Source organism: Geotalea daltonii FRC-32 (genome assembly GCF_000022265.1).
Taxonomy (GTDB): domain Bacteria; phylum Desulfobacterota; class Desulfuromonadia; order Geobacterales; family Geobacteraceae; genus Geotalea; species Geotalea daltonii.
The window spans coordinates 2,678,908-2,700,460 of sequence record NC_011979.1 but is presented as its reverse complement, the minus strand read 5'-3'; the positions used below and the strand labels follow the sequence as shown (position 1 = coordinate 2,700,460).

Below are 21,553 nucleotides of genomic sequence, written 5' to 3'. Positions count from 1 at the left end.
AACTGGCAAAAAAATTTATATCACGTAATTCAAAACACCTTTTTCCAGCAGTGCTGCCCTTTCCGTACGTTCTAAAACATCCTGCAAAGTTGTGTGATCGAGGATCTGGGTAATTGCGTCACGCACATCTTTCATAACCAGCCTTATTCCACAGGTAGTCTCATCCTCGCATTCGGTACATTTTGAATAGGCTGTTTCACTGACACACGGTACAGGCGCCAACGGCCCTTCCAACATCCTGATGACACTGCCCATACTTATTTCCCTGGGCAGTTTGCCCAAGGAGTACCCTCCCCCCTTTCCCTTGCGGCTGTGGAGAATGCCGTTGTTTTTCAATGTAAGTAGAATCAACTCCAGGAATTTCTTGGGAATTTTCTCGTCTTCTGCCAGATCGGCAATGAGTACAGGCTCTCCCTTTTTGGTCCGGGAAAGGTATATAAGAGCTTTCAAAGCATATTTGGTTTTTTTTGATATCATTTTTTACCCTATTAAATCGATAGACAAATAATACAAAAAAGACAGGGGCAGGTCAAGTTTATTTTTGCAGGCATTTCAGTTTTAACCGCTTTTTTATCTTTACTGAAATTTTGTGTACAGATCTGGCCAGAAAAGGATGCTCCGCTCCCCCAGGATTTTACTGCGGGAGAGCGCTATCTTCATACGGTAGAAGCCACTGGTTCGATCCCGGTATGCCCATAAAAAATATAAAGGGTTAGCCAATTCAAGCTAACCCTTTTTTAAGACGATAGGCCCATGATGCCTGGAGTTAACCTGCAGTAGATGGTTCATGAAGCCCTGGTCTTCGGCTTACGGCTGGAAAATTTCATGACTGCGTTTTCCGGGCGATGCTCCAGGCGGTAGGCCAGCTGGGGCCGCGTCAAGCCCAGCATTCTCGCCGCTGCAGAAAGGTTGCCGCTTGCTTTCTCCACGGCAGCTTCTGCCAGGAGAGTATTGGCCTGTTCCAGGGTTATCCGGCCGCTCAGAATCGCCTCGCAGAAATCCTTGCCGCTTTCCTTCTGGCTGTCACTCAACCCCCCCTTGGCATTGAGCGCCAGCTCGGAAAATTCACTGCTGTAGGAAGGAAACATATGTTGGATGGAAATATGGGTGCCGTTGGGAGCAAGCATCACTCCGCGCTCCACAACGTTCTGCAGTTCCCTGATATTGCCCGGCCATTGATAGGCGAGCAAAGCCAACTTGGCCTTGTCGGAGAAACCGCGCAGCTTTTTCCCGTTAACATCACTGAATTTCTTGAGAAAAGTCTTAGCCAGGATCAAAATATCAAGCTTACGTTCCTTGAGGGGAGGAATGTGGATCTGCAGAGCATTCAACCGGTAGTACAGGTCGGAACGAAATTTGCCATTTTCGACCAGCTGTCTCAGGTCGATGTTGGTTGCCGCAACCAGCCGCACATTGACCTTGTGGGTTTTTGTGCCTCCCAGGCGTTCCACCTCACCCTCCTGCAGCACGCGGAGCAGCTTCGCCTGGGCCGAAAGGGGCAGGTCACCCACCTCATCCAGAAACAAGGTGCCGCCGTTGGCACGCTCGAAACGACCGGGCCGGGAGGCAAGGGCACCGGTAAAGGCGCCTTTCTCCACGCCGAACAGTTCCGACTCCACCAGATCATGGGGTATGGCGGCGCAATTGATGGCGATGAACGACTCCTTGCAGCGGGCCCCCTTCTCATGCAGCGTGCGGGCGAAAACCTCCTTGCCTACCCCGGTTTCACCAAGCAGCAGCACCGTGATCTGGCTATCCACCGCTTGCATGAGAAGGTCGTAAGCAGCGAGAAAGGCCGGCGAATTGCCCACCACATCAGACGGCATTTTTTTTTCACTTATGGCGGAACGTAAGTGCACAACCTCATTTTGAAGACCGATGAGCTGATCGACAATGGATTCTTGGTTCAGCATTAGTGAATAATCACTGGAATCATCCCATTCCTCGACTGGTTTACCGACAAGGTAACAGTGTTTCCCACCTGCAGCGAAACATTTTACTTCCTTGCAAAGAATCGGCTTACCCATAAAAGCTGAGCAATAACCGCTCGAGTAGCCATGTAAATACCAACACACCCCTTCCGCGGACTCACCATAATGGCGCAGGTACGCCTGGCTCTCCCAGGAATTTTCCAAGAGAGCTTCCACATAAAACTTACCCATTTTTCGGTTAATTTCTAATTTAGGGATAGAAGTCTTGGCATTTCCCTCCAAGGTAAACAGAAGTGGCCCGGCCATGAAACTTTCATAGTCGTTTGTCCAATCCCGATTAATATGGGTGAGTTCACAATCATTTATACCGGTAGCATAGCCTATGCGCATGATCATGCCCCGAGCACGGCCAATTCCAAGGGATTCAATCAACTCGCGGCGCAATTTCGCATGGGAGTCTGCATGAACAAGAAGCATTCGATGCTCATGCAGCCATATCTCGCCAGTTTCGCTTGAAAACCGCAATTGCGAACGAAGATTATTACTGACTGTTTCATTTGCAGAGGTTTCCTTTGCGAGCTTACCTTTTTTCACCATACTACCCTTTCTCGAGAGTTACCTCGCAAACATCCTGACAATATTGAAACAATGTTTTACATATATATCACATCAACTAAAATTGCAATTATTTACACTTTGTGCCCGAACTGGCTATGAACCGGGCATCAAACATTACAAAAGCAATAGATTATCAATGTGTTATGCAATTACACCTTTCTTTACCCCTAAGATTCCCAGTCGACCATCCCCCCCATATCGACACACCATTTCTTAATACTTTTTCGAGGCAATGCGGAAAATACTTCATTATTTTATGAAATACGCGAATACGAAGGGTAATATTTAGAAAATAATCAAACTTTTCCCCATGACCTTCCTCCTCACATTTGGTGCAGGCACCTCAAGACGCCCCACAAAATAAAAAAAACGTGTCGCACCCCCCCTATCGCCACGTAACACAAACGATATTTTATGTAACATTCCACCTCACAACATCATGATTTAAAAGACGTTATATCCACCTCTCAAACATAGTGTCGGAAGAAACAAACATACCACCAATATTTTATGAAACATTGTTTTGGCATGTCTTCTGCTAAATAGTCCATCAGATGCAGTCGTTCAGACCCGTTCTTGCACTAAAGGAGGCCCCATGCCCACTCCGCTCATCACCGAAATACAGAGATTCTGCCTGCAGGATGGCCCCGGCATCAGAACAACCATTTTCCTCAAGGGGTGTCCACTCCATTGCCCATGGTGCCACAACCCTGAAAACATCGGCTCTAAACAAGAGTTCTATTTTTATGCAAACAGATGTACAGGCTGCCGGCAATGCCAGACTGCCTGTACATCAGCCACGGGCAATATGGACCACGACTGTATGGAGAGAACAACCGACAGAAGTCTATGCACATCCTGCTTGCAGTGTGTACCCGCCTGCCGGTTCGGGGCACGTGAAGCGGTAGGCAAGTCCATCCCTATGGAGAACATTCTCCTGGAGGCTGTGTCGGACCGGATCTTTTACCAGCCTAGCGGGGGTGGAGTCACAATCAGTGGTGGAGAACCTTTGCTGTATCCCGAATTCACCTGTGAGCTGGCCCGTAACCTCAAAGTAAAAGAGAATCTCCATGTGGCAATCGAGACCTGCCTCTTTGCCGAGTGGGAAACCATCGTCCCGCTATTGAAATTGGTCGATCTGTTTATCGTCGACATCAAATCCATGGATCCCGAAAAGCATCAACGGGTAATCGGCGGTTCTCTGCAGAAAATCCTGTCAAACCTGGAACGGCTTATGGAAGCCAAGACAGCAGTACGTATCCATCTCCCGATCATTCCCCACTTCAATGACAGCAGCGAAGATTTCGAAGCATACGCGGCATATCTGGGACTTTTCGCCGGCAACCTGTCCGGAGTCGACATCCTTCCTTTCCACTCGTACGCCGCTGGGAAATATATTCAGCTGGGGCGCAGCTATCAATACCTGAAAGTTCCAGACCTGGCGGTTCAGCAGCTTGCTCCCCTGGTGCAAGCTCTCGAACAGCAAGGTATTCGAGAGATTACTATCGGCGGTTTGGTTGGGGCGTCGGCTGCAGCAGGAAATGGTGTCGCCAACAGGGCATTGGAAGCAAAACGGGAGCATTTGCCACCCATGAACATGCCACAAAAAAAGGGGGTGGTCACAACACGACACTGAAGAGTATGCATCTACATATTCCGCAGAATTTCAATATGCAAATAAAGGAGATTCCAAATGACCACATGTAAGAATTGCTCATTTTATTTTCCGGTTCCTGAAAATGCCGGGGACTATGAGGCAGGCAAAGGGGACTGCGTTGTGGAAAAGCAGGACGCAAAGGGTAAATACTGGCTTTCGAAACCGACCAGGACCGATTCACCGTCATGCCCAACATTTAAAAAAGCTTAAGATGCCCAAAGAGGAGGTCATTCATGGCAACAGTTGCTACATCTATCAAGTACGACGGCAGGGTTATAGACTTTCCGCTGGCAAATCCGGATGAAAATGGCATTGCCGACGAAGTACTGCACGAGAACCTTGCCCGTCCAACCACGGAGAGGACAAAAAGACTCAAGGCAAGATGCCGCTGGAAGCATGCCTCGGCCGGCGAGTTTGTCGATGCGGAGGTTCGAGCGGGCATCGAGAGGATGCGATATATCACCGAGGCCCACAAGGCAAGCGCAGGGCAGCCGGAGGTGATCAGAAGGGCTCTGGGGCTGGCGAATATATTGAACAAAAGCACGCTGGTTCTGCAGCAGGACGAATTCATCATCGGCTATCACGCGGAAGACCCCGAGATGTTCCCCCTCTATCCTGAGCTCGCTTATATGGCGGTCCAGGACTACCTCATCAGCAACTATTCCCCCGAGCCCAAAGAGGAAGCTGCGGAAATCAACGAATACTGGAAGAAATACAGCATGCAGGCTAAGGGGGAGCGATATTTCACCCAGGAAGAACTGCTGCAGATGTACCAGGTCAGCACCATGGAGGCCCCCGGCTTCGCTACCGGTTACAACAGTATTTGCCCCCCCTATGAAACGGTCATTCAGGACGGCCTGCTGAAACGGGTCGAACTGGCAAAGGAAAACATCGATCATGCCAAAAAGGAAATGCAAAAGGTACCCTGGAATGCAACTACCGGCCTTGACTGGATTGCCAAAATCGACGTCTGGAAGGCCATGATTATTGCGGACGAAGCGGTTATCAACTGGGCAAGGCGCCATGCCAGGCTCGCCAGGATCGTCGCCGAACATTTCGAGACCAACCAGGAAAGGAAAGAGGAACTGCTTGAGATCGCCGACATCAGTCACCGGGTTCCGGCAGAGCCATGCAAGGGCTTGAAGGATGCCTTCCAGGCAAAATGGTACACATTCCTTCTCTGTCATGCCATCGATCGCTATGCAAGCGGCTATGCACATAAGGAAGACGAACTGCTGGAGCCTTACTACAACATAAGCGTTGTGGAAAAATCCTTCCAGCCCATGACCTACACTGACGTAGTCGAAATGGTGGAGATGGAGCGGCTGAAAATTTCCGAGCATGGTGCAGGAAAGTCCAGGGCCTACCGGGAGATCTTCCCCGGCTCCAACGACCTTTTCATTCTGACCATAGGGGGAACCAAACCGGGTTATGTGGATGCCTGCAGCGACATGACCGACGCGATTCTGGAAGGGGCAAGGAATATCCGGACCACGGAACCGTCCATCGTCTTCAGGTGGCATCCGAACGGTCGAGAAAAAACGAAGCGCCTTGTCTTCGAATGCATTCGGGACGGTCTGGGTTACCCATCCATAAAACATGACGTAATCGGTACGGAACAGCTGAAGTATTACAGCAAATTCAGCAAGAACAACAACGGCGCGACCGATGCCGAGGCCCATTACTGGGGCCTGGTGCTGTGCATGTCTCCCGGCGTGTGCGGCAGGCGCAAGACCCATAAGACCAGGTCCGAAGGGGGTGGATCCATCTTCCCTGCCAAAATGATGGAAATTGTCCTGGCCGACGGGTTCGACTGGTCGTATTCGGGCATGCAGCTGGGCCCGCACACCGGCGATCCTACCACCTTCAAGACCTTCGAGCAGTTGTGGGAAGCCTTCAGAACCCAGTATGCCTACGCTACCAGCAAGGTGATCCGCGCCAAGGACATCATGCGCTACTTCGAGTCCAAATTCCTGCAGATGCCTTTTGTATCCAGCATCGACGACGGCTGCATGGAACTGGGCATCGATGCCATGGAGCTTTCAGAGCAGCCTAACGGTTGGCACAACCCCATCACCACGGTCGTTGCCGCCAACTCCATGGTGGCAATCAAGAAACTGATCTATGACGACAAGAAGTACACCATGGCAGAGCTCGTCACTGCCCTCCGGGCAAACTGGCACGGCTATGAAGAGATGCGCCGGGATTTCCTCAACGCGCCCAAATGGGGCAATGACGACGACTATGCCGATTCCATCATCAAGGATTTCTACGAGGACATCATCGGCGGCGAGATGGCGAAGATCACCAATTACTCGGGTGGCCCCGTACTTCCCGTAGGTCAGGCGGTCGGCCTTTACATGGAAATCGGGTCCCGGACCGGCCCCACGCCCGATGGCCGTTTCGGGGGCGAGGCCGGCGACGACGGGGGGATCTCTCCTTACATGGGCACCGACAAGAAAGGTCCGACGGCCGTATTGAAATCGGTCTCCAAGGTACAGAAAAATCAGAAGGCCAATCTGTTGAATCAACGGTTATCGGTACCGCTCATGCGCAGCGTGCATGGGTTCGACATCTGGAAATCCTATATGGATGCATGGGAGAAACTTCGCATCGATCACGTCCAGTTCAACTGCGTGAGCACTGCGGAGATGAAGGCAGCTCAAAAAGAACCCGAGAAACACCAGGACCTCATCGTCAGGGTCTCAGGATTCAGCGCCAGGTTCGTGGATATCCCCACTTACGGCCAAAACACCATCATTGCCAGAAATGAGCAATCCTTTGGCGCCGATGATCTTGAGTTCCTGAATACGCAGATATGACAAATGGTCTTTGGCAGGACCACAGGAGGCAATAGTGAGCACAACTGTCGACGAGTACATGATGCACCAAGAGGCCGGCACGAAAAAACCTTGCCAAAGCTGTAAATGGCAGATTGCAGACCCCACCAATCCGCTGCGGGGGCAATGCACGGTCAACAGAAACAAGATGGGGGGCGTTTGGAAACGGTGGGTAACCGACGTGAACACCATGACCTGCGCCAAACACGAAGAAGGAAAGCTCAGTTTCAGGGAGCATGTGTGAAGTAACGGGACGTACCCTTTCCGACTCTAATACCTTCCCCCCTGATCCGGGTCAGGGGGGAAGCCAGGAGGATTGAATGCAACAGTACGACGTGGTGATAGCCGGCTCCGGGCCGGCAGGCTCCACCTGTGCAAAGGCGCTCAAGGATGAAGGTTTCAGTGTCCTGGTCCTGGAAAAGGAAATTCTTCCCCGACACAAAACCTGTTCGGGAGTGTTGTTCGGACAGACACAGGAACTGATCAGAGCCTATTTCGGGACCCACGTCCCGGCCGAGGTGTATTGCGGCAATAAATTCGTGGAAGCGGACGACATCCGCGAATGGGATGATGAGCAGGGTTATATCCCGTACACCTGGGAAATCGACAAAGACGGCAGGAAGTTCTCTCGCACCTATCACAATATCTGGCGAGACAAGTTCGACAAGTGGCTGCTGGACCAATCGGGGGCCGAGTACCGCGACGGTGCAAAAGTGAAGGCCTTCGACGCCGGTGGCAGCACAGTCGACGTTCATGTCCATATGTCGCGGACAAACGAATCTGCCGTCTTCAAGTGCGAATATTTCGTGGGTGCGGACGGCAACGATTCCACCGTGAGGCGTTTGCTGCACGCACAGAATCCGGAGTACGCCCAGCGGCACAAGCTCGCATCCTATCAGAGTTATTACAAGGTAAAGTCACTGGGCTCGTTGAAGCCAAACGGATGGACCGTATTTCTGAGACAGGAAATCGGAGATTACATTCTCTGCGTACATCAGAAGGACGAGTACCTGGTCATGCATGTGGGGGGAATGGACGGACGCAACCTTCGCCAATCCATGGAAAAGTTCAAAGAGTTGCTGTCAGGCCGGTTTGGCGTCAGCTTCGGCGAACATTGGCGGGACGAGGGATGCACCTGTGAACTGCTGCCGATCTTCCTGGGTCAGGAAAAGGTGCTCGTCACCGGAGAAGCGGCCGGTTTCATCTACCTTAACTGCGAAGGGATCAGTGCTGCGATGGATAGCGGCTACCGGTGCGGGAAGGCCATTGCACAGGCACTGCGCTCCAACGGCAGTTCGGCAAGGGATCTCTACGGGGAAGCTTGCCGGGACATCCTGCAGCACATGGACAGATGCATGTCCCAGATGCATTTCCTTGCTTGATTGCGGAGTCGCCGCAATCGGGGGCATCACTGGGCAGTACATCAAATAGGAGGAGTAGATGGGGAAGGCAATACACACTTTAAAGCATAAAGCTGCGCCGCGGTTCATCAGCCGCCAGAAGTGCCTGGCAGTGGCATTGATAGCAGTGACGAGCATCTGCGGCAGTGCCGATGCGCTGGAGATTCCCACCGGAAGCGAGGATCTGGTAGTCCATTGGGACAACACCTTAAGATACACCCTGGCTTCACGGGTGAAGGGGCGGAATCCGGCGATCACCAACAGCATCAACAACGATGACGGCGACCGCAATTTCGGCCGGGGGATCGTCTCCAGCCGCCTGGACCTCCTTACCGAGGCGGATGCGGTATACAAGAATGACTTCGGGATCCGGCTCAGCGCAGCGGCTTGGTATGACCCCATGTACAGGCGCGGGTTCGACAATGACTCTGTAGCGACCGAAAACCACATCGTCAACGACCGGCAAGCTTTAGGTATCAGTCCCTTTGCCCGGGACCGCTACGGACTCGATGCCGAACTACTGGACGCCTTCGCCTTTGCCAAGGTAGACCTGGGTGAGGTTCCCGTCAACACCAGGGTCGGGCGCCACACGATCTATTGGGGTGAGGCTTTTTTCCCCTATGCGGGAATGAACGGCATTTCCTACGGCCAATCTCCCATCGATCTGGCCAAGGCGCTCAGCATGCCCGGTGTGGAACTGAAAGAGATCTTCCGGCCCCTCAACCAGGTCTCGGTCCAGGTGCAGCCAACCAATGATTTATCCATTGCAGCACAGTACTACCTGCAGTGGGAGCCCTCCCTGTTCCCTGAGTCGGGGACCTACCTGGGAATGTACGACCCCTTTCTGGAGGGTGGAGAATCGGTCATCCTCAACATGAACCCGCTCATCAATCCCCGTAACGGCGGCCCCCGTGAGCCGAGGCAGGTGGGGGACTGGGGAATCGCGGCCCGCTACAGCCCTGAGGGACTCAAAGGTACTATCGGGGCTTACTACCGCAGATTTTCGGACAAACTGCCCCAGGTTGTGGGGGACTACGACGGGGTCTCACCGATCCCGCTGCGATACCACTTCGCCTACGGCTCCAACATCGACCTCTACGGCCTGAGTTTCGCCAAGCAATTCTTCGGAATAAGCGTAGGGTCCGAGGTCTCCTACCGCCACAACATGCCCATCGCCAGTACGACCCTGGCACCGGTGGGCGCACGGGGAGACACCATGCACGCCGTGTTGAACTTCCTGAGCGTCCTCCCCAAGACGCCGCTTTTCCATACGGGTACGGCGATCCTGGAATTCACTTACGGACGCATGGTCAGGGTCACCAAGAATCCGGAATTCTATAACGGACGCGCCGAATACGGCGGTCTCGACAAGCCGACCCGCGACAATACCACTGTCACGCTGAATTTCGTGCCGGAATGGAAACAGGTATTCCCCAGCGTCGACCTTGCCATGCCCATCAACGTCGCGACCGGCATTTCAGGCAACTCGGCTGTCACCGGCGGCGGCGCCAAAAAGAGCGGCAGTTACAGTGTCGGTCTCTCCTTCGACATCCTGGCCAAGTACAAAATCGATCTTACCTATGCAAGCTTTTTCGGCACCCTCCATCCCGACGCCAACGGCCAGATCCCCTTCCCCGGGTTGGCTTCGGTAGCAGGAGACGGCGCCGGTGACATCTACGGGGTACTCAAGGACCGCGACCTGCTTTCCCTGACTTTTAAAACCAGTTTCTAAGAAAAGGAGATAACAAAATGTTGAAACTAAAATATTCATTTGCAGCCCTGCTGGTCCTTACCTTTTCCGGGGTGGCCCTGGCAGCGGTATCCCAGGAGGAGGCCGCACAGCTCGGCAAGAACCTGACAATGATCGGCGCCGAAAAGGCCGGCAACAAGGAAGGCACTATCCCGGAGTACACCGGCGGCAACACCAAGTCGCCGGCAGGCTACAAAAATGACGGTTGGCGGCCCGACCCCTATGCGGGTGAAAAACCCCTGTTCTCCATCACCGCCAAGAACATGGCCCAGTATGCAAACAAGCTCTCAGAGGGAGCCAAAGCGATGCTGAAGAAGTATCCCAGCTTCCGTATCGACGTGTACAAGACCTATCGATCCGCCGCCCACCCCAAATATGTCCAGGAGAACACCAAAAGGCACGCATTGACGGCGAAGCTGACCGACAATGGTCTGGCCTTTACCGGCGCCCACGCCGGCTACCCCTTCCCCATACCCAAGAGCGGCATCGAAGCCATATGGAATCACATCCTCCATTACGAGGATGTGACATATCAGGAAAGGTACCGTTCCTATACCGTGGACGCTGGCGGCCGGCCGACCATGCAGACCGATGGGAATGTGAAGCAGGAGTTCTTCTATTACGATCCCAAAACTCCCAACGCCAAAGACTTCTACGCCCTCAAAGTGAATTACGTCGGGCCAAGTCGCCGAGTCGGCGAGTCGTTCCTGATAATAGACCCGCTCGATTATGCCCGTAACGCCAGACAGGGATGGCAGTATCTCCCCGGCCAGCGGCGTGTGAAACTGGCACCGGACCTCTCCTTCGACACCCCCTGCTCCATATATGGCGGGCAAACCACCTGGGACGATCTCTTCCTGTTCAGCGGCTCGCCTGAACGTTACAACTGGAAGCTTGTGGGCAAGAAAGAAATGTACATTCCGTACAACGATTACAAGATGCTGTACCAGTCCAACCACGAGAAGGATGTCCTGAAAGCGAAACATCTGAATCCCGATCTGGTGCGTTGGGAACTGCACCGTGTCTGGGTGGTGGAGGCGACCCTGAAACCGGGGAAACGCCACCTTTACAGCAAACGGGTATTCTACCTGGATGAAGACAGCTGGAGAGCCGCTGCTGCCGATCAGTACGACGGCAGGGGACAGCTCTACCGGGTCGGCTTCACCTATATAACCCCCAGTTACGATTCTCCCTGCGCTTTTGGCGACAGCTTCCTCGTCCATGACCTGCTTACGGATTCCTATGCCATAAACGCGTTACCTGTAACGGGCAAACAGGGAATCATCCATGGCAAAACAGCCTTCCCGCGCAGGGAATGGACTTCCGATTCACTGGCAGGCCAAGGCATAAGGTAAGCTGGAGGGCACTCCCGGCGACTGGATGAAAAGAAGCGTCGGGAGTGCCTTCGCAGATACACTGAAAGGGAGAAACTATGAAGTCGAGAATACTAACTATATTGCCGGCAGCCGCCGTGGTCATGCTCTCATTCGTCACGTTTGCCGCAGCTTCCTTCCACGATGTTCTCGACACGCCGGCGCTGAAGAGCCGGCATGTGGGCAAGACCCTTCTCATCAGCGTCGCCACGGCAGGGAAGCGGGTGGTGGGGGTGGGCCAACACGGCCACATCGTCTACTCCGACGACCAGGGGAAGAGCTGGACCCAGGCCGGCGTCCCAGTGAGCTCCGATCTGTTGGCGGTGCATTTCCCGTCGGCACAGAAGGGATGGGCCGTTGGGCACGACGGGGTGGTACTGCACTCAGAAGACGGCGGGGCCAACTGGGTCAAGCAATTCGACGGCCGGGCAGCGGCCCAGGTCCTGATAGGCCACTACATGGGAACCAACAGCTGCGGCACCTGCCACGCCCCTGGAAATACGCCGGTAAGCGCGCCGGGCGGGCCGGAGACCGCGGCAATGATGGCGGAAATAAAGAAATTCGTCGATCAAGGGCCTGACAAGCCGTTTCTGGACGTGTGGTTCGAGAGCGACACCACCGGCTTCATCGTCGGCGCCTTCAACCTGATCTTCCGTACGGTGGACGGCGGCAAGAGCTGGACCCCCTGGTACGACAGGATCGACAACCCGAAGCGCTTTCATCTCTATGCCATCCGCCCTGTCGGCAAAGATCTGTTCATCAGCTCCGAGCAGGGGACTTTGTTCAAGCTGGACCAGGCAAAGAAACGTTTCACGGCGCTGAAGACCGCCTATACCGGCACCTTTTTCGGCATCACCGGCAAGCACGGGGCGGTAATCGCCTACGGCATGCGCGGCAATGCCTTCAAAAGCAAGGACGGCGGTTCCACTTGGCAGAAGGTTGAAACCGGCATCCCGGTCGGCCTGATGGCCGGCACCGTTACCGAGGATGGCAAGATCGTCCTGGTAAGCCAGGGAGGACATGTGCTGGTAAGTGCCGATAACGGCACCAGTTTCAACCAGCTCAAGATAGACCGGCCGACCCCGGCCGCCGGTGTGGCCGCCATTGACGGCAACACCCTGGCCCTGGTCGGCAAGCGGGGCGTGAAGGTGCAAGAGATCAGGTAGTAACGGCCTGTGTGGCCGCTCCTGTTGGGCAGGCACATGGGGTTGCCCCTGCGATTCACGTCATGCAGATTGCAATTAAAAACCAGTTAAAACAGGGAGAACTGACATGGCAGTTGGAATGGAAAAATCAGAGGAAATGCCGGTAGTCAAGGAGCTGAAGGATTTCGACCCGAAATCCGGCAACATGCTTGAGCGGCTGATCTTCAACAACCGGCTGGCGGTGATGATCGCCTGCGTGGTTGTCACCCTGGCCCTTGCCTACCAGACAACGAGAATTGTCTTCAACGCGAGCTTCGAGAAGATGCTCCCCCAGAGCCACCCCTACATCAAGAACTATCTGGCCAACAAACAGGACCTGCCGGGCCTGGGCAATTCGATCCGGGTGGTGGTGGAGAACACCAGGGGGGACATCTTCGATCCCCAGTACCTGGATATTTTACGGCAGGTGAACGACGATCTGGTGCTCACCCCCGGGGTGGACCGGGCCTGGGTCAAGTCTATCTGGACACCGGCGGTCCGTTGGAACGAGGTCACCGAGGAGGGATTCCAGGGGGGGCCGGTCATGCCGGACAACTTCGACGGCTCGGAAGAGAAGGTGTCGAAGCTCAAGCAGAACATCACCCGTTCCGGCATCGTGGGGAGCCTCCTGGCCACCAACTACAAATCGGCAATGGTCTTTGTGCCGCTTTTGGACAAGGACCCCAGCACGGGAAAAAGGCTCGACTACAACGCCTTCTCCAAGCAGATCGAGAACGACATCCGGAAGAAGTACGAGGCAATGGGCAAGGGCGAGATCAAGATCCATATCGTCGGCTTTGCCAAGCTGGTGGGTGACCTGATCGACGGCCTGATGCAGGTGATGACCTATTTCGGCATCGCCGCCCTGATCGCAGCCATCGTCATCTTCTTCTACACCCGCTGCATCCGGAGCACGGGGCTGGTCATCATCTGTTCGGTGGTGGCAGTCATCTGGCAGCTGGGAATCGTCGCCACGCTGGGCTTCGAACTGGACCCCTACTCCATCCTGGTGCCGTTCCTGGTCTTTGCCATCGGCGTCTCCCACGGGGTGCAGAAGATGAACGGCATCATGCAGGACGTGGGACGCGGCACCCACAAACTGGTGGCGGCTCGCTACACCTTCCGCCGGCTGTTCCTGGCAGGCCTAACCGCCCTCATGGCCGATGCGGTCGGCTTTGCCGTCCTGATGCTTATCGACATCCCGGTCATCAAGGACCTGGCGCTGACCGCCAGCATCGGCGTGGCCGGCCTGGTCATCACCAACCTCTTGCTCTTGCCGGTCTTCCTCTCCTACACCGGAGTCAGCCCCAAGGCTGCCCGCAGAAGCCTCCAGGAGGAGAGCGAAGAAAATACCGGCAAAGGAGTCGGCGCCCTGTGGAGCCTTCTGGACCACTTCACCCAACGCCGCTGGGCCACCCGCGCCGTGGTCGTCTCGGCAATCCTGGCCGTGGCCGGATTCGTCGTCAGCCTCAACCTGAAGATCGGCGACCTGGATCCAGGCGCGCCGGAACTGAGGCCCAATTCACGCTACAACAAGGACAACAACTACATCACCAGCAACTATTCCCTCTCCAGCGACCAGTTCGCCGTCATCCTCAAGACCCCCACCGAGGGTGCCATCAAATATGAGCCGCTCATCGAGGCCGACCGCCTCGCCTTGGCCATGCAGCAGGTGCCCGGCGTCCAGACCACCGTCACCATGTCCGACGCCATCCGGATGATCACCGCCGGCACCTATGACGGCAATCCGAAATGGTACACCTTGAACCGCAGCCAGGAGGTCCTCAACTACAGCGGCCAGCAGTCCTGTTTCGACAATCCGGACCTGATCAACAGCACCATCTCGGTCACCCCGGTCATCGCCTACCTCTCCGACCATAAGGCCGAGACCCTGAGCCGGGTCCTCACCGTGGCCGAGGAATTCGTCAAAAAACACACCACCAAGGATCGGCAGTTCCTTTTGGCCGCCGGCAGCTCCGGCATCGAGGCCGCCACCAACATCGTGGTCAAGTCGGCCAACCGCACCATGCTGCTTTACGTCTACGGCGCCGTCATCGTGCTCTGCTTCATCACCTTCAGGAGCTGGCGTGCCGTCCTGGTGGCGATCCTGCCGCTCATCCTCACCTCTATCCTGTGCGAGGCGCTGATGGTCGCGCTCGGCATCGGCGTCAAGGTCGCCACCCTGCCGGTCATCGCGCTTGGGGTCGGCATCGGCATCGACTACGCCCTGTATCTCCTGAGCATGCAGCTCAAGTACCAGCGGGAGGGGCTGCCGCTCGGCGAGGCGTACCAGAAGGCGGTCCAGTTCACGGGCAAGGTCGTAGGTCTGGTCGGGATCACCCTGGCCGGCGGCGTCATCACCTGGTCACTGTCGCCGATCAAGTTCCAGGCCGACATGGGGATCCTCCTCACCTTCATGTTCCTCTGGAACATGTTCGGCGCCCTCATCCTCATCCCCGCCCTGTCGCACTTCATGCTGAACGGGATGCATGAAAACGTCGATGAATACGTTGAAGAAGGAATTCCAGCAGATATTGAAACCGCAGGTTAGCAGGTTTTGCAGGGGGGTGGACCGTCACCCTTTTACGGGGGAAGGAACATCTCCTTCCCCACGCATTACTCAAAGGGGGCGGCTTTGTTTGCCGGCTTTCATCGAGGTCTCACTCTGGTGCTCCAGGCGATAGGCAAGCTGGGGACGTGAGAGACCGAGCATTCTCGCCGCTGCGGAAAGATTGCCCTTTGCTTTCTCTACGGCAGCTTCCGCCAACAGGGTATTGGCCTGTTCAAGGGTGATTTTGCCGCTCAGGATCGCCTCGCAGAAATCCTTGCCGCTTTCTCTCTGGCTGTCGGTCAGCCCCCCTTTGCCATCAAGGCGCAATTCGGTTACCTGCTCGTTATAGGAAGGAAACATGTGATTTATGGCAATATGATTACCACTGGGAGCAAGCATAACTCCTCGCTCCACAACGTTCTGCAGTTCCCTGATATTGCCCGGCCATTGATAGGCGAGCAAAGCCAGCTTGGCCTTGTCGGAGAAACCGCGCAGTTTTTTCCCGTTAATATCACTGAATTTCTTGAGAAAACTCTTAGCCAGGATCAAAATGTCAAGCTTACGATCCCTGAGGGGAGGAATGTTGATCTGCAGAGCATTCAACCGGTAGTACAAATCGGAACGAAATTTACCATTACCCACGAGCTGTTTCAGGTCGATGTTGGTTGCCGCAACCAGCCGCACATCGACCTTGTAGGTTTCTGTGCCTCCCAGGCGTTCCACCTCACCCTCCTGCAGCACGCGGAGCAGCTTCGCCTGGGCCGAAAGGGGCAGGTCACCCACCTCATCCAGAAACAAGGTGCCGCCATTGGCACGCTCGAAACGACCGGGCCGGGAGGCAAGGGCACCGGTAAAGGCGCCTTTCTCCACGCCGAACAGTTCCGACTCCACCAGATCATGGGGTATGGCGGCGCAATTGATGGCGATGAACGACTCCTTGCAACGGACCCCCTTCTCATGCAGCGTGCGAGCGAAAACCTCCTTGCCGACCCCCGTCTCCCCCTGGAGCAGCACATTGATCTGGCTGTCGGCTGCTTGGGTAAGCAGTTCGTAAGCAGTAAGAAAAGCCGGCGAATTGCCGACAATATCGGACGGAAGCTTCGTTTTCTTACCCATGGCAGAGCGCAACTGCACAACCTGGTTTTGAAGACCAATGAGCTGGTCGGCGATGGATTCGTGATTAGTCAGCAGCTCGAAATCACTTGCATCATCCCACTCCTCAGCCGGTTTACCAACGAGAGAACAATGGTTCATGCCCATTGCATGGCAGGCAATCTCTTTGCATAAAATAGGCTTGCCCATGAAGGCAGACGTATAGCCACTGGCATAGCCGATCAGGTTCCAGCAGACACCCTCGGACGACTCACCATAGTGACGCAGGTGAGCCTGCCCCTCCCATGAATTCTCCCATTTCGCCTCAACATAGAACTTGCCCGTTTTACGGTCTATTTCCAGTTTGGTGATGGTGGTCTTAACAATCCCTTCCAGGGTGTGAAGCAGTGGTCCTGCCATGTACAATTGCAAGTCGCTGGTAATTTCGGGGTTGAGACGGGTAAGCTCGAAGTCGCTCATCCCCGACACATATCCCATGCGCATGAGCAATCCACGTGCACGCCCCATTCCCAGCGCATCGATCAACTCGCGGCGCATCAAGGCATGGGCATCGGCATGTACCAGCAGCATCCGGTGTTCGTGCAGCCATATCTGACCAGTTTCACTGGAAAAACGCAGTTGTGATCGCATGCTACTACTAACGGAATCATATGTGGGCAAACCTTTTACTTTCCTATTTTTTTTCTCCATTTCAGTCCTTCTGCAAATCTTTAGATTTATCGAACAATGTTTTATATAACCATATTCAGGGAAAAAAGCAAATTTTTACCCTGACCGCAGATGCCCAGCAGAAGAACAGAAAAGGCCTCACCCCCGCCTGAACCTCCTTTCTACTCACCTATGCGAGTTTAGGCGCCCGGTAAAAAAAAAATTTATCATTTTCTGAAAAAGAAGAACCGGTCTGGCGGTATTTAGAAATTGAGCAAAGTTGAAAGAGTATCAATTTCCCTCATCGAACACCATTACCCTTCAAAATAACCACCATTACAAAACAATATTATTCTATGTTGTTTTTTACTTAACATACTTAATTTACAAGACTTTACCACAACAAGACTACATACGCGACCTATCACACCACTACCATACTAACATTTATGAAACATTGTTTTGGCATGGCTCCTGCTATCAATATCCTTATGAAAGCAATCTGCCGCCAAGGAGGTGCCCAATGCTCACTCCACTTATCACTGAAATCCAGAGGTTCTGTCTGCAGGACGGCCCTGGTATAAGAACCACCATCTTCGTCAAGGGGTGTCCTCTCCAGTGCCCCTGGTGTCACAATCCGGAAAACATCAGCTTAAAACCCGAATTCTATTTTCACGCAAACAAATGCAAGGGATGCGGGCAGTGCGTCGGCAGTTGCCCATCCGGCGTATGCACATCCTTCGTGCCGCAAAAGGGTGTCGAGGAAATTGTCGATAGAAGCCGCTGCACGTCGTGCCTGGGATGTGTATCTGCCTGCCGGTTCGGTGCACGTGAAACGGTGGGCAAGCCTCTGGATATGAACGCCATTGTAGAAGAAGCGGTATCGGACCGTATTTTTTACAACAACAGCGGAGGCGGAGTCACGATCAGTGGCGGAGAACCTCTCATGTACCCGGCATTTACCCGCGAACTGACTCGTATTCTCAAGGTCCGGGAGGATGTCCACGTGGCAGTGGAGACCTGCCTCTTTGCAGAGTGGGAAAATATCGTCCCGCTGTTGGAATTTGTCGACCTGTTCATTGTCGATATCAAATCGCTGGAGCCAGAAAAATACGAGCAGGTAATCGGCGGCTCCCTTCACAAAATCCTGGCAAATCTCGAACGGCTAATAAAGGCCGGAGCTGCGACACGCATCCATCTGCCGATTATTCCGGGCATCAACGACACCGCCGGCGATTTCGAGATGTATGCAGAGTACCTGGGACAATTCGCCGACTACCTGACCGGTGTGGATCTGCTTCCCTATCACTCCTATGCAACCGGCAAATATGCGCAATTGGGGCGGCGCTACCACTACCTGGGGGTCCCGGATCTTGCTGCCCGTAACCTTTTTCCCCTGGCAGATGCCCTCAGGATAAAAGGCATCCGTGAGGTTACCATTGGCGGCTTGGTCGGCACCATATCACCAACAGGAACCGCTGTCGGCAACGAGGCATCAAGGGCTGATGGCAGTATTCTGCCGCGACGGCCACATCCGTCACGGGCAAAGGGGGTGGTGCCGGTCCGGCAATAAGAGATGCAGCGAGAACCATTACAACCTTAATGCCCAACAAAAACATGATGAGGAGACAGTAGTTTTTCAAATTCCTCGATAAAGGAGATTCAAGATGACCACATGCCAAGATTGCTCATTCTATTTTGCCGTTCCTGAAAACGCAGGGGACTATGAACCGGGCCGGGGAGATTGCGTGACCCAGAAAGAAGATGCCAAAGGAAAATACTGGCTTTCAAAGCCAACGGTGCATGCCACCCCTTCATGTCCGACCTTCAAGAAGTCCAAATAAAAAGTTCACAGGGAGATAACTTATGGCAATGGTAGCCCAGTCCATCAACTACAAAGGCAGGACAATCGATTTTCCGCTGGAAAACCCGGAAGAAATGAACGTGCCTGACGAGATTTTGCACGAAAACCTCTGCAAGCCGACCACCGAACGGACCAGGAGGCTCAAGGCAAGGTGCCGCTGGAAGCATGCCTCTGCCGGTGAATTCATCGACAAGGAAGTCCGGGCAGGTATCGAAAGAATGCGGCTCATCACCGAATCGCACAAGGCAACCGCCGGCAAGCCGGAAGTCATCCGCCGTGCCCTCGGACTCGCCCATCTCCTCAATAACTGCACCCTGGTGCTCCAGGACGACGAACTGATCATCGGCTACCATGCCGAAGATCCGGAGATGTTCCCCCTCTATCCCGAGCTCGCCTACATGGCGGTCCAGGACTACCTGATGACCGACTACGCGCCGCAGCCCAAGGATGAAGCCCAGGAGATCCTCAACTACTGGAAGCCGTTCAGCATTCAGGCCAAGTGCGAGCCCTATTTTGATCAGGCAGACCTCACCAGAATGTATCAGGTAAGCACCATGGAAGGCCCCATGTTCGCTTCCGGCTACAACAGCATTGTCCCTCCTTACGAGACGGTGCTGGAGGACGGCCTCCTGAAGCGGATCGAACTGGCCAAAGAAAAGCTGGCCAATGCCCAGGCCGAGATGGAAAAAACCCCCTGGGACGCCACCAAGCAGCTCTCCTGGATCCCCAAGATCGATCTCTGGAAGGCAATGATCATTGCCGACGAGGCGGTCATCAACTGGGCCCGCCGTCACGCCAGGCTGGCCAAGATCGTCGCGGAAAATTTCGAGACCAATTCCGCCCGCAAGGAAGAGCTGTTGGAGATCTCGGAGATTTGCCACCGGGTCCCCGCCGAACCGTGCAAAGGACTCAGGGACGCCTTCCAGTCCAAATGGTTTGTCTTCCTCATCTGCCATGCCCTTGACCGCTACGCCAGCGGCTTTGCCCAGAAGGAGGATGAACTGCTGGAGCCGTACTATAACATCAGCGTCAAGGACAGGAGCTTCCAGCCCATGACCCACAAGGATGTGGTGGAACTGGTGGAGTGCGAGCGCCTGAAGATCTCCGAGCACGGCGCCGGCAAATCCCGCGCCTATCGGGAAATATTCCCCGGTTCCAATGACCTGTTCATCCTGACGGTGGGGGGTACCAAGCCAGGCTTTGTAGACGCCTGCAGCGACATGACCGATGCCATCCTGGAAGGGGCGCGCAACATCCGCACCACCGAACCCTCCATCGTCTTCAGATGGGATCCGGTTGGCCGGGTCAAGACGAAGCGGCTCGTGTTCGAGTGCGTCAGGGACGGCCTGGGCTATCCCTCCATCATGCACAACAGGATTGGCGTCGAACAGATGAAGTTCTACAGCCAGTTTAGCCTGAATGAAAACGGGGTCACCGACGACGAGGCCCATCGATGGGCCAATGTCCTCTGTATGTCGCCCGGTGTCTGCGGCAGGAGGAAAACTCAGAAGACCCGATCAGAAGGGGGCGGCGCGATTTTCCCGGCAAAACTCCTGGAAATTGCCCTCAACAACGGCTACGACTGGTCCTATTCCGGCATGCAGCTCGGTCCCAAGACTGGCGAGGCGACGGGATTCAAGACTTTTGACGACCTCTTGGAAGCTTTCCGCAAGCAGTATGCCTACGTCACCAGCCTGGTCATCCGGGCCAAGGATGTCATGCGGCATTTCGAGTGCCAGGTAATGCAGATGCCTTTTGTTTCCAGCATCGACGACGGCTGCATGGAGCTCGGCATTGACTCGGTGGAGCTCTCCGAACAGCCCAACGGTTGGCACAACCCGATCACCACCGTCGTTGCCGCCAACTCCCTGGTCGCCATCAAGAAGCTGATCTACGACGAGAAGAAGTACACCATGAAGCAGCTCCTCGACGCTCTCCAAGCCAACTGGGAAGGCCACGAAGCCATGCGCCAGGATTTCCTCAATGCGCCCAAGTGGGGAAACGACGACCCCTACGCTGACGGTATCATCAGCAAGTTCTACGAGGAAATCCTCGGAGGTGAATTGGCCAAAGTGACCAATTTTTCCGGAGGTCCTGTGCTGCCGGTCGGCCAGGCTGTCGGCCTCTACATGGAGGTCGGCTCCCGCACCGGCCCCACCCCGGACGGCCGCTTTGGCGGTGACGCAGCCGATGACGGCGGCATCTCACCCTACTTCGGCACGGACAAAAAGGGGCCAACGGCGGTGCTCAAGTCGGTTTCCAAGGTACAGAAGAACCAGAAGACCAACTTGCTCAATCAGCGGCTCAACGTGCCGATGATGCGCAGCATCCATGGCTTCGATATCTGGAAGTCGTACATGGACACCTGGGAGTCACTCAACATTGCCCACGTGCAGTTCAACTGCGTGAGTACCGCTGAACTCAAAGCCGCCCAGAAAGAACCGGAAAAGCATCAGGATCTTATCGTCAGGGTTTCCGGCTTCAGTGCCCGTTTCGTGGATGTCCCGACCTACGGACAGAACACCATTATTGCCCGCAACGAGCAGCACTTCGGGGCCGATGACTACGAGTACATCAACGCACCGCTGTAATAGCCCAAAGCCAGATTTCTGGAGCCCCACCGG

The 21,553-nt window shown here is 54.7% G+C and carries 15 protein-coding genes; 12 read left to right on the top strand and 3 right to left on the bottom strand.

Going from position 1 to position 21,553, the window contains the following annotated elements; genetic code table 11:
* Positions 1–15: 15 nt before the first annotated feature.
* On the bottom strand, positions 16–477 hold the full coding sequence (locus tag GEOB_RS12180; RefSeq protein ID WP_012647534.1) for an RrF2 family transcriptional regulator: 462 nt from the start codon (positions 475–477) through the stop codon (positions 16–18).
* Between the two features lie 308 nt (positions 478–785).
* Complete coding sequence (locus GEOB_RS12175) at positions 786–2,528, bottom strand: sigma-54-dependent Fis family transcriptional regulator (RefSeq protein ID WP_012647533.1); 1,743 nt, start codon at positions 2,526–2,528, stop codon at positions 786–788.
* 616 nt (positions 2,529–3,144) lie between these two features.
* Here GEOB_RS12175 and GEOB_RS12170 point away from each other — a divergent pair.
* The 9 genes from GEOB_RS12170 to GEOB_RS12130 all read left to right on the top strand — a co-directional run bounded on the left by GEOB_RS12170 (position 3,145) and on the right by GEOB_RS12130 (position 15,304).
* On the top strand, positions 3,145–4,185 hold the full coding sequence (locus tag GEOB_RS12170; RefSeq protein WP_012647532.1) for a glycyl-radical enzyme activating protein: 1,041 nt from the start codon (positions 3,145–3,147) through the stop codon (positions 4,183–4,185).
* A gap of 57 nt (positions 4,186–4,242) precedes the next feature.
* Positions 4,243–4,416, top strand: coding sequence for a benzylsuccinate synthase gamma subunit family protein (locus tag GEOB_RS12165; protein ID WP_012647531.1), 174 nt, complete (start codon positions 4,243–4,245; stop codon positions 4,414–4,416).
* A 23-nt stretch (positions 4,417–4,439) separates the two neighbouring features.
* Entirely contained in the window at positions 4,440–7,028 is a 2,589-nt protein-coding gene (locus GEOB_RS12160; protein WP_012647530.1) for a glycyl radical protein, read from the top strand.
* Positions 7,029–7,062: 34 nt separating this feature from the next.
* Positions 7,063–7,290 carry a benzylsuccinate synthase subunit beta gene (locus GEOB_RS12155; protein WP_012647529.1) on the top strand — a complete coding sequence of 76 codons (228 nt, stop codon included), beginning with the start codon at positions 7,063–7,065 and terminating at the stop codon, positions 7,288–7,290.
* A 76-nt stretch (positions 7,291–7,366) separates the two neighbouring features.
* Positions 7,367–8,428: an NAD(P)/FAD-dependent oxidoreductase gene (locus GEOB_RS12150; protein WP_012647528.1), complete on the top strand. Its 1,062-nt coding sequence runs from the start codon at positions 7,367–7,369 to the stop codon at positions 8,426–8,428.
* A gap of 58 nt (positions 8,429–8,486) precedes the next feature.
* Positions 8,487–10,178, top strand: coding sequence for a DUF1302 domain-containing protein (locus GEOB_RS12145; protein ID WP_012647527.1), 1,692 nt, complete (start codon positions 8,487–8,489; stop codon positions 10,176–10,178).
* A 17-nt stretch (positions 10,179–10,195) separates the two neighbouring features.
* Positions 10,196–11,551 (top strand): DUF1329 domain-containing protein, encoded by a 1,356-nt coding sequence (locus GEOB_RS12140; RefSeq protein WP_012647526.1) that lies wholly within the window; start codon positions 10,196–10,198, stop codon positions 11,549–11,551.
* A 77-nt stretch (positions 11,552–11,628) separates the two neighbouring features.
* On the top strand, positions 11,629–12,735 hold the full coding sequence (locus tag GEOB_RS12135; protein ID WP_012647525.1) for a YCF48-related protein: 1,107 nt from the start codon (positions 11,629–11,631) through the stop codon (positions 12,733–12,735).
* A 106-nt stretch (positions 12,736–12,841) separates the two neighbouring features.
* Positions 12,842–15,304 carry an efflux RND transporter permease subunit gene (locus GEOB_RS12130; RefSeq protein ID WP_012647524.1) on the top strand — a complete coding sequence of 821 codons (2,463 nt, stop codon included), beginning with the start codon at positions 12,842–12,844 and terminating at the stop codon, positions 15,302–15,304.
* 69 nt (positions 15,305–15,373) lie between these two features.
* On the opposite strand, the gene GEOB_RS12125 is transcribed toward GEOB_RS12130, so the two are convergent.
* Entirely contained in the window at positions 15,374–17,107 is a 1,734-nt protein-coding gene (locus GEOB_RS12125) for a sigma-54-dependent Fis family transcriptional regulator (protein ID WP_012647523.1), read from the bottom strand.
* Positions 17,108–17,588: 481 nt separating this feature from the next.
* Here GEOB_RS12125 and GEOB_RS12120 point away from each other — a divergent pair, with 481 nt between their 5' ends.
* The 3 genes from GEOB_RS12120 (at position 17,589) to GEOB_RS12110 (ending at position 21,520) form a co-directional block, all read left to right on the top strand.
* Positions 17,589–18,638 carry a glycyl-radical enzyme activating protein gene (locus tag GEOB_RS12120; RefSeq protein WP_012647522.1) on the top strand — a complete coding sequence of 350 codons (1,050 nt, stop codon included), beginning with the start codon at positions 17,589–17,591 and terminating at the stop codon, positions 18,636–18,638.
* Between the two features lie 94 nt (positions 18,639–18,732).
* Positions 18,733–18,909 carry a benzylsuccinate synthase gamma subunit family protein gene (locus tag GEOB_RS12115; RefSeq protein WP_012647521.1) on the top strand — a complete coding sequence of 59 codons (177 nt, stop codon included), beginning with the start codon at positions 18,733–18,735 and terminating at the stop codon, positions 18,907–18,909.
* A 22-nt stretch (positions 18,910–18,931) separates the two neighbouring features.
* Positions 18,932–21,520, top strand: coding sequence for a glycyl radical protein (locus GEOB_RS12110; protein WP_012647520.1), 2,589 nt, complete (start codon positions 18,932–18,934; stop codon positions 21,518–21,520).
* Positions 21,521–21,553 lie beyond the last annotated feature (33 nt).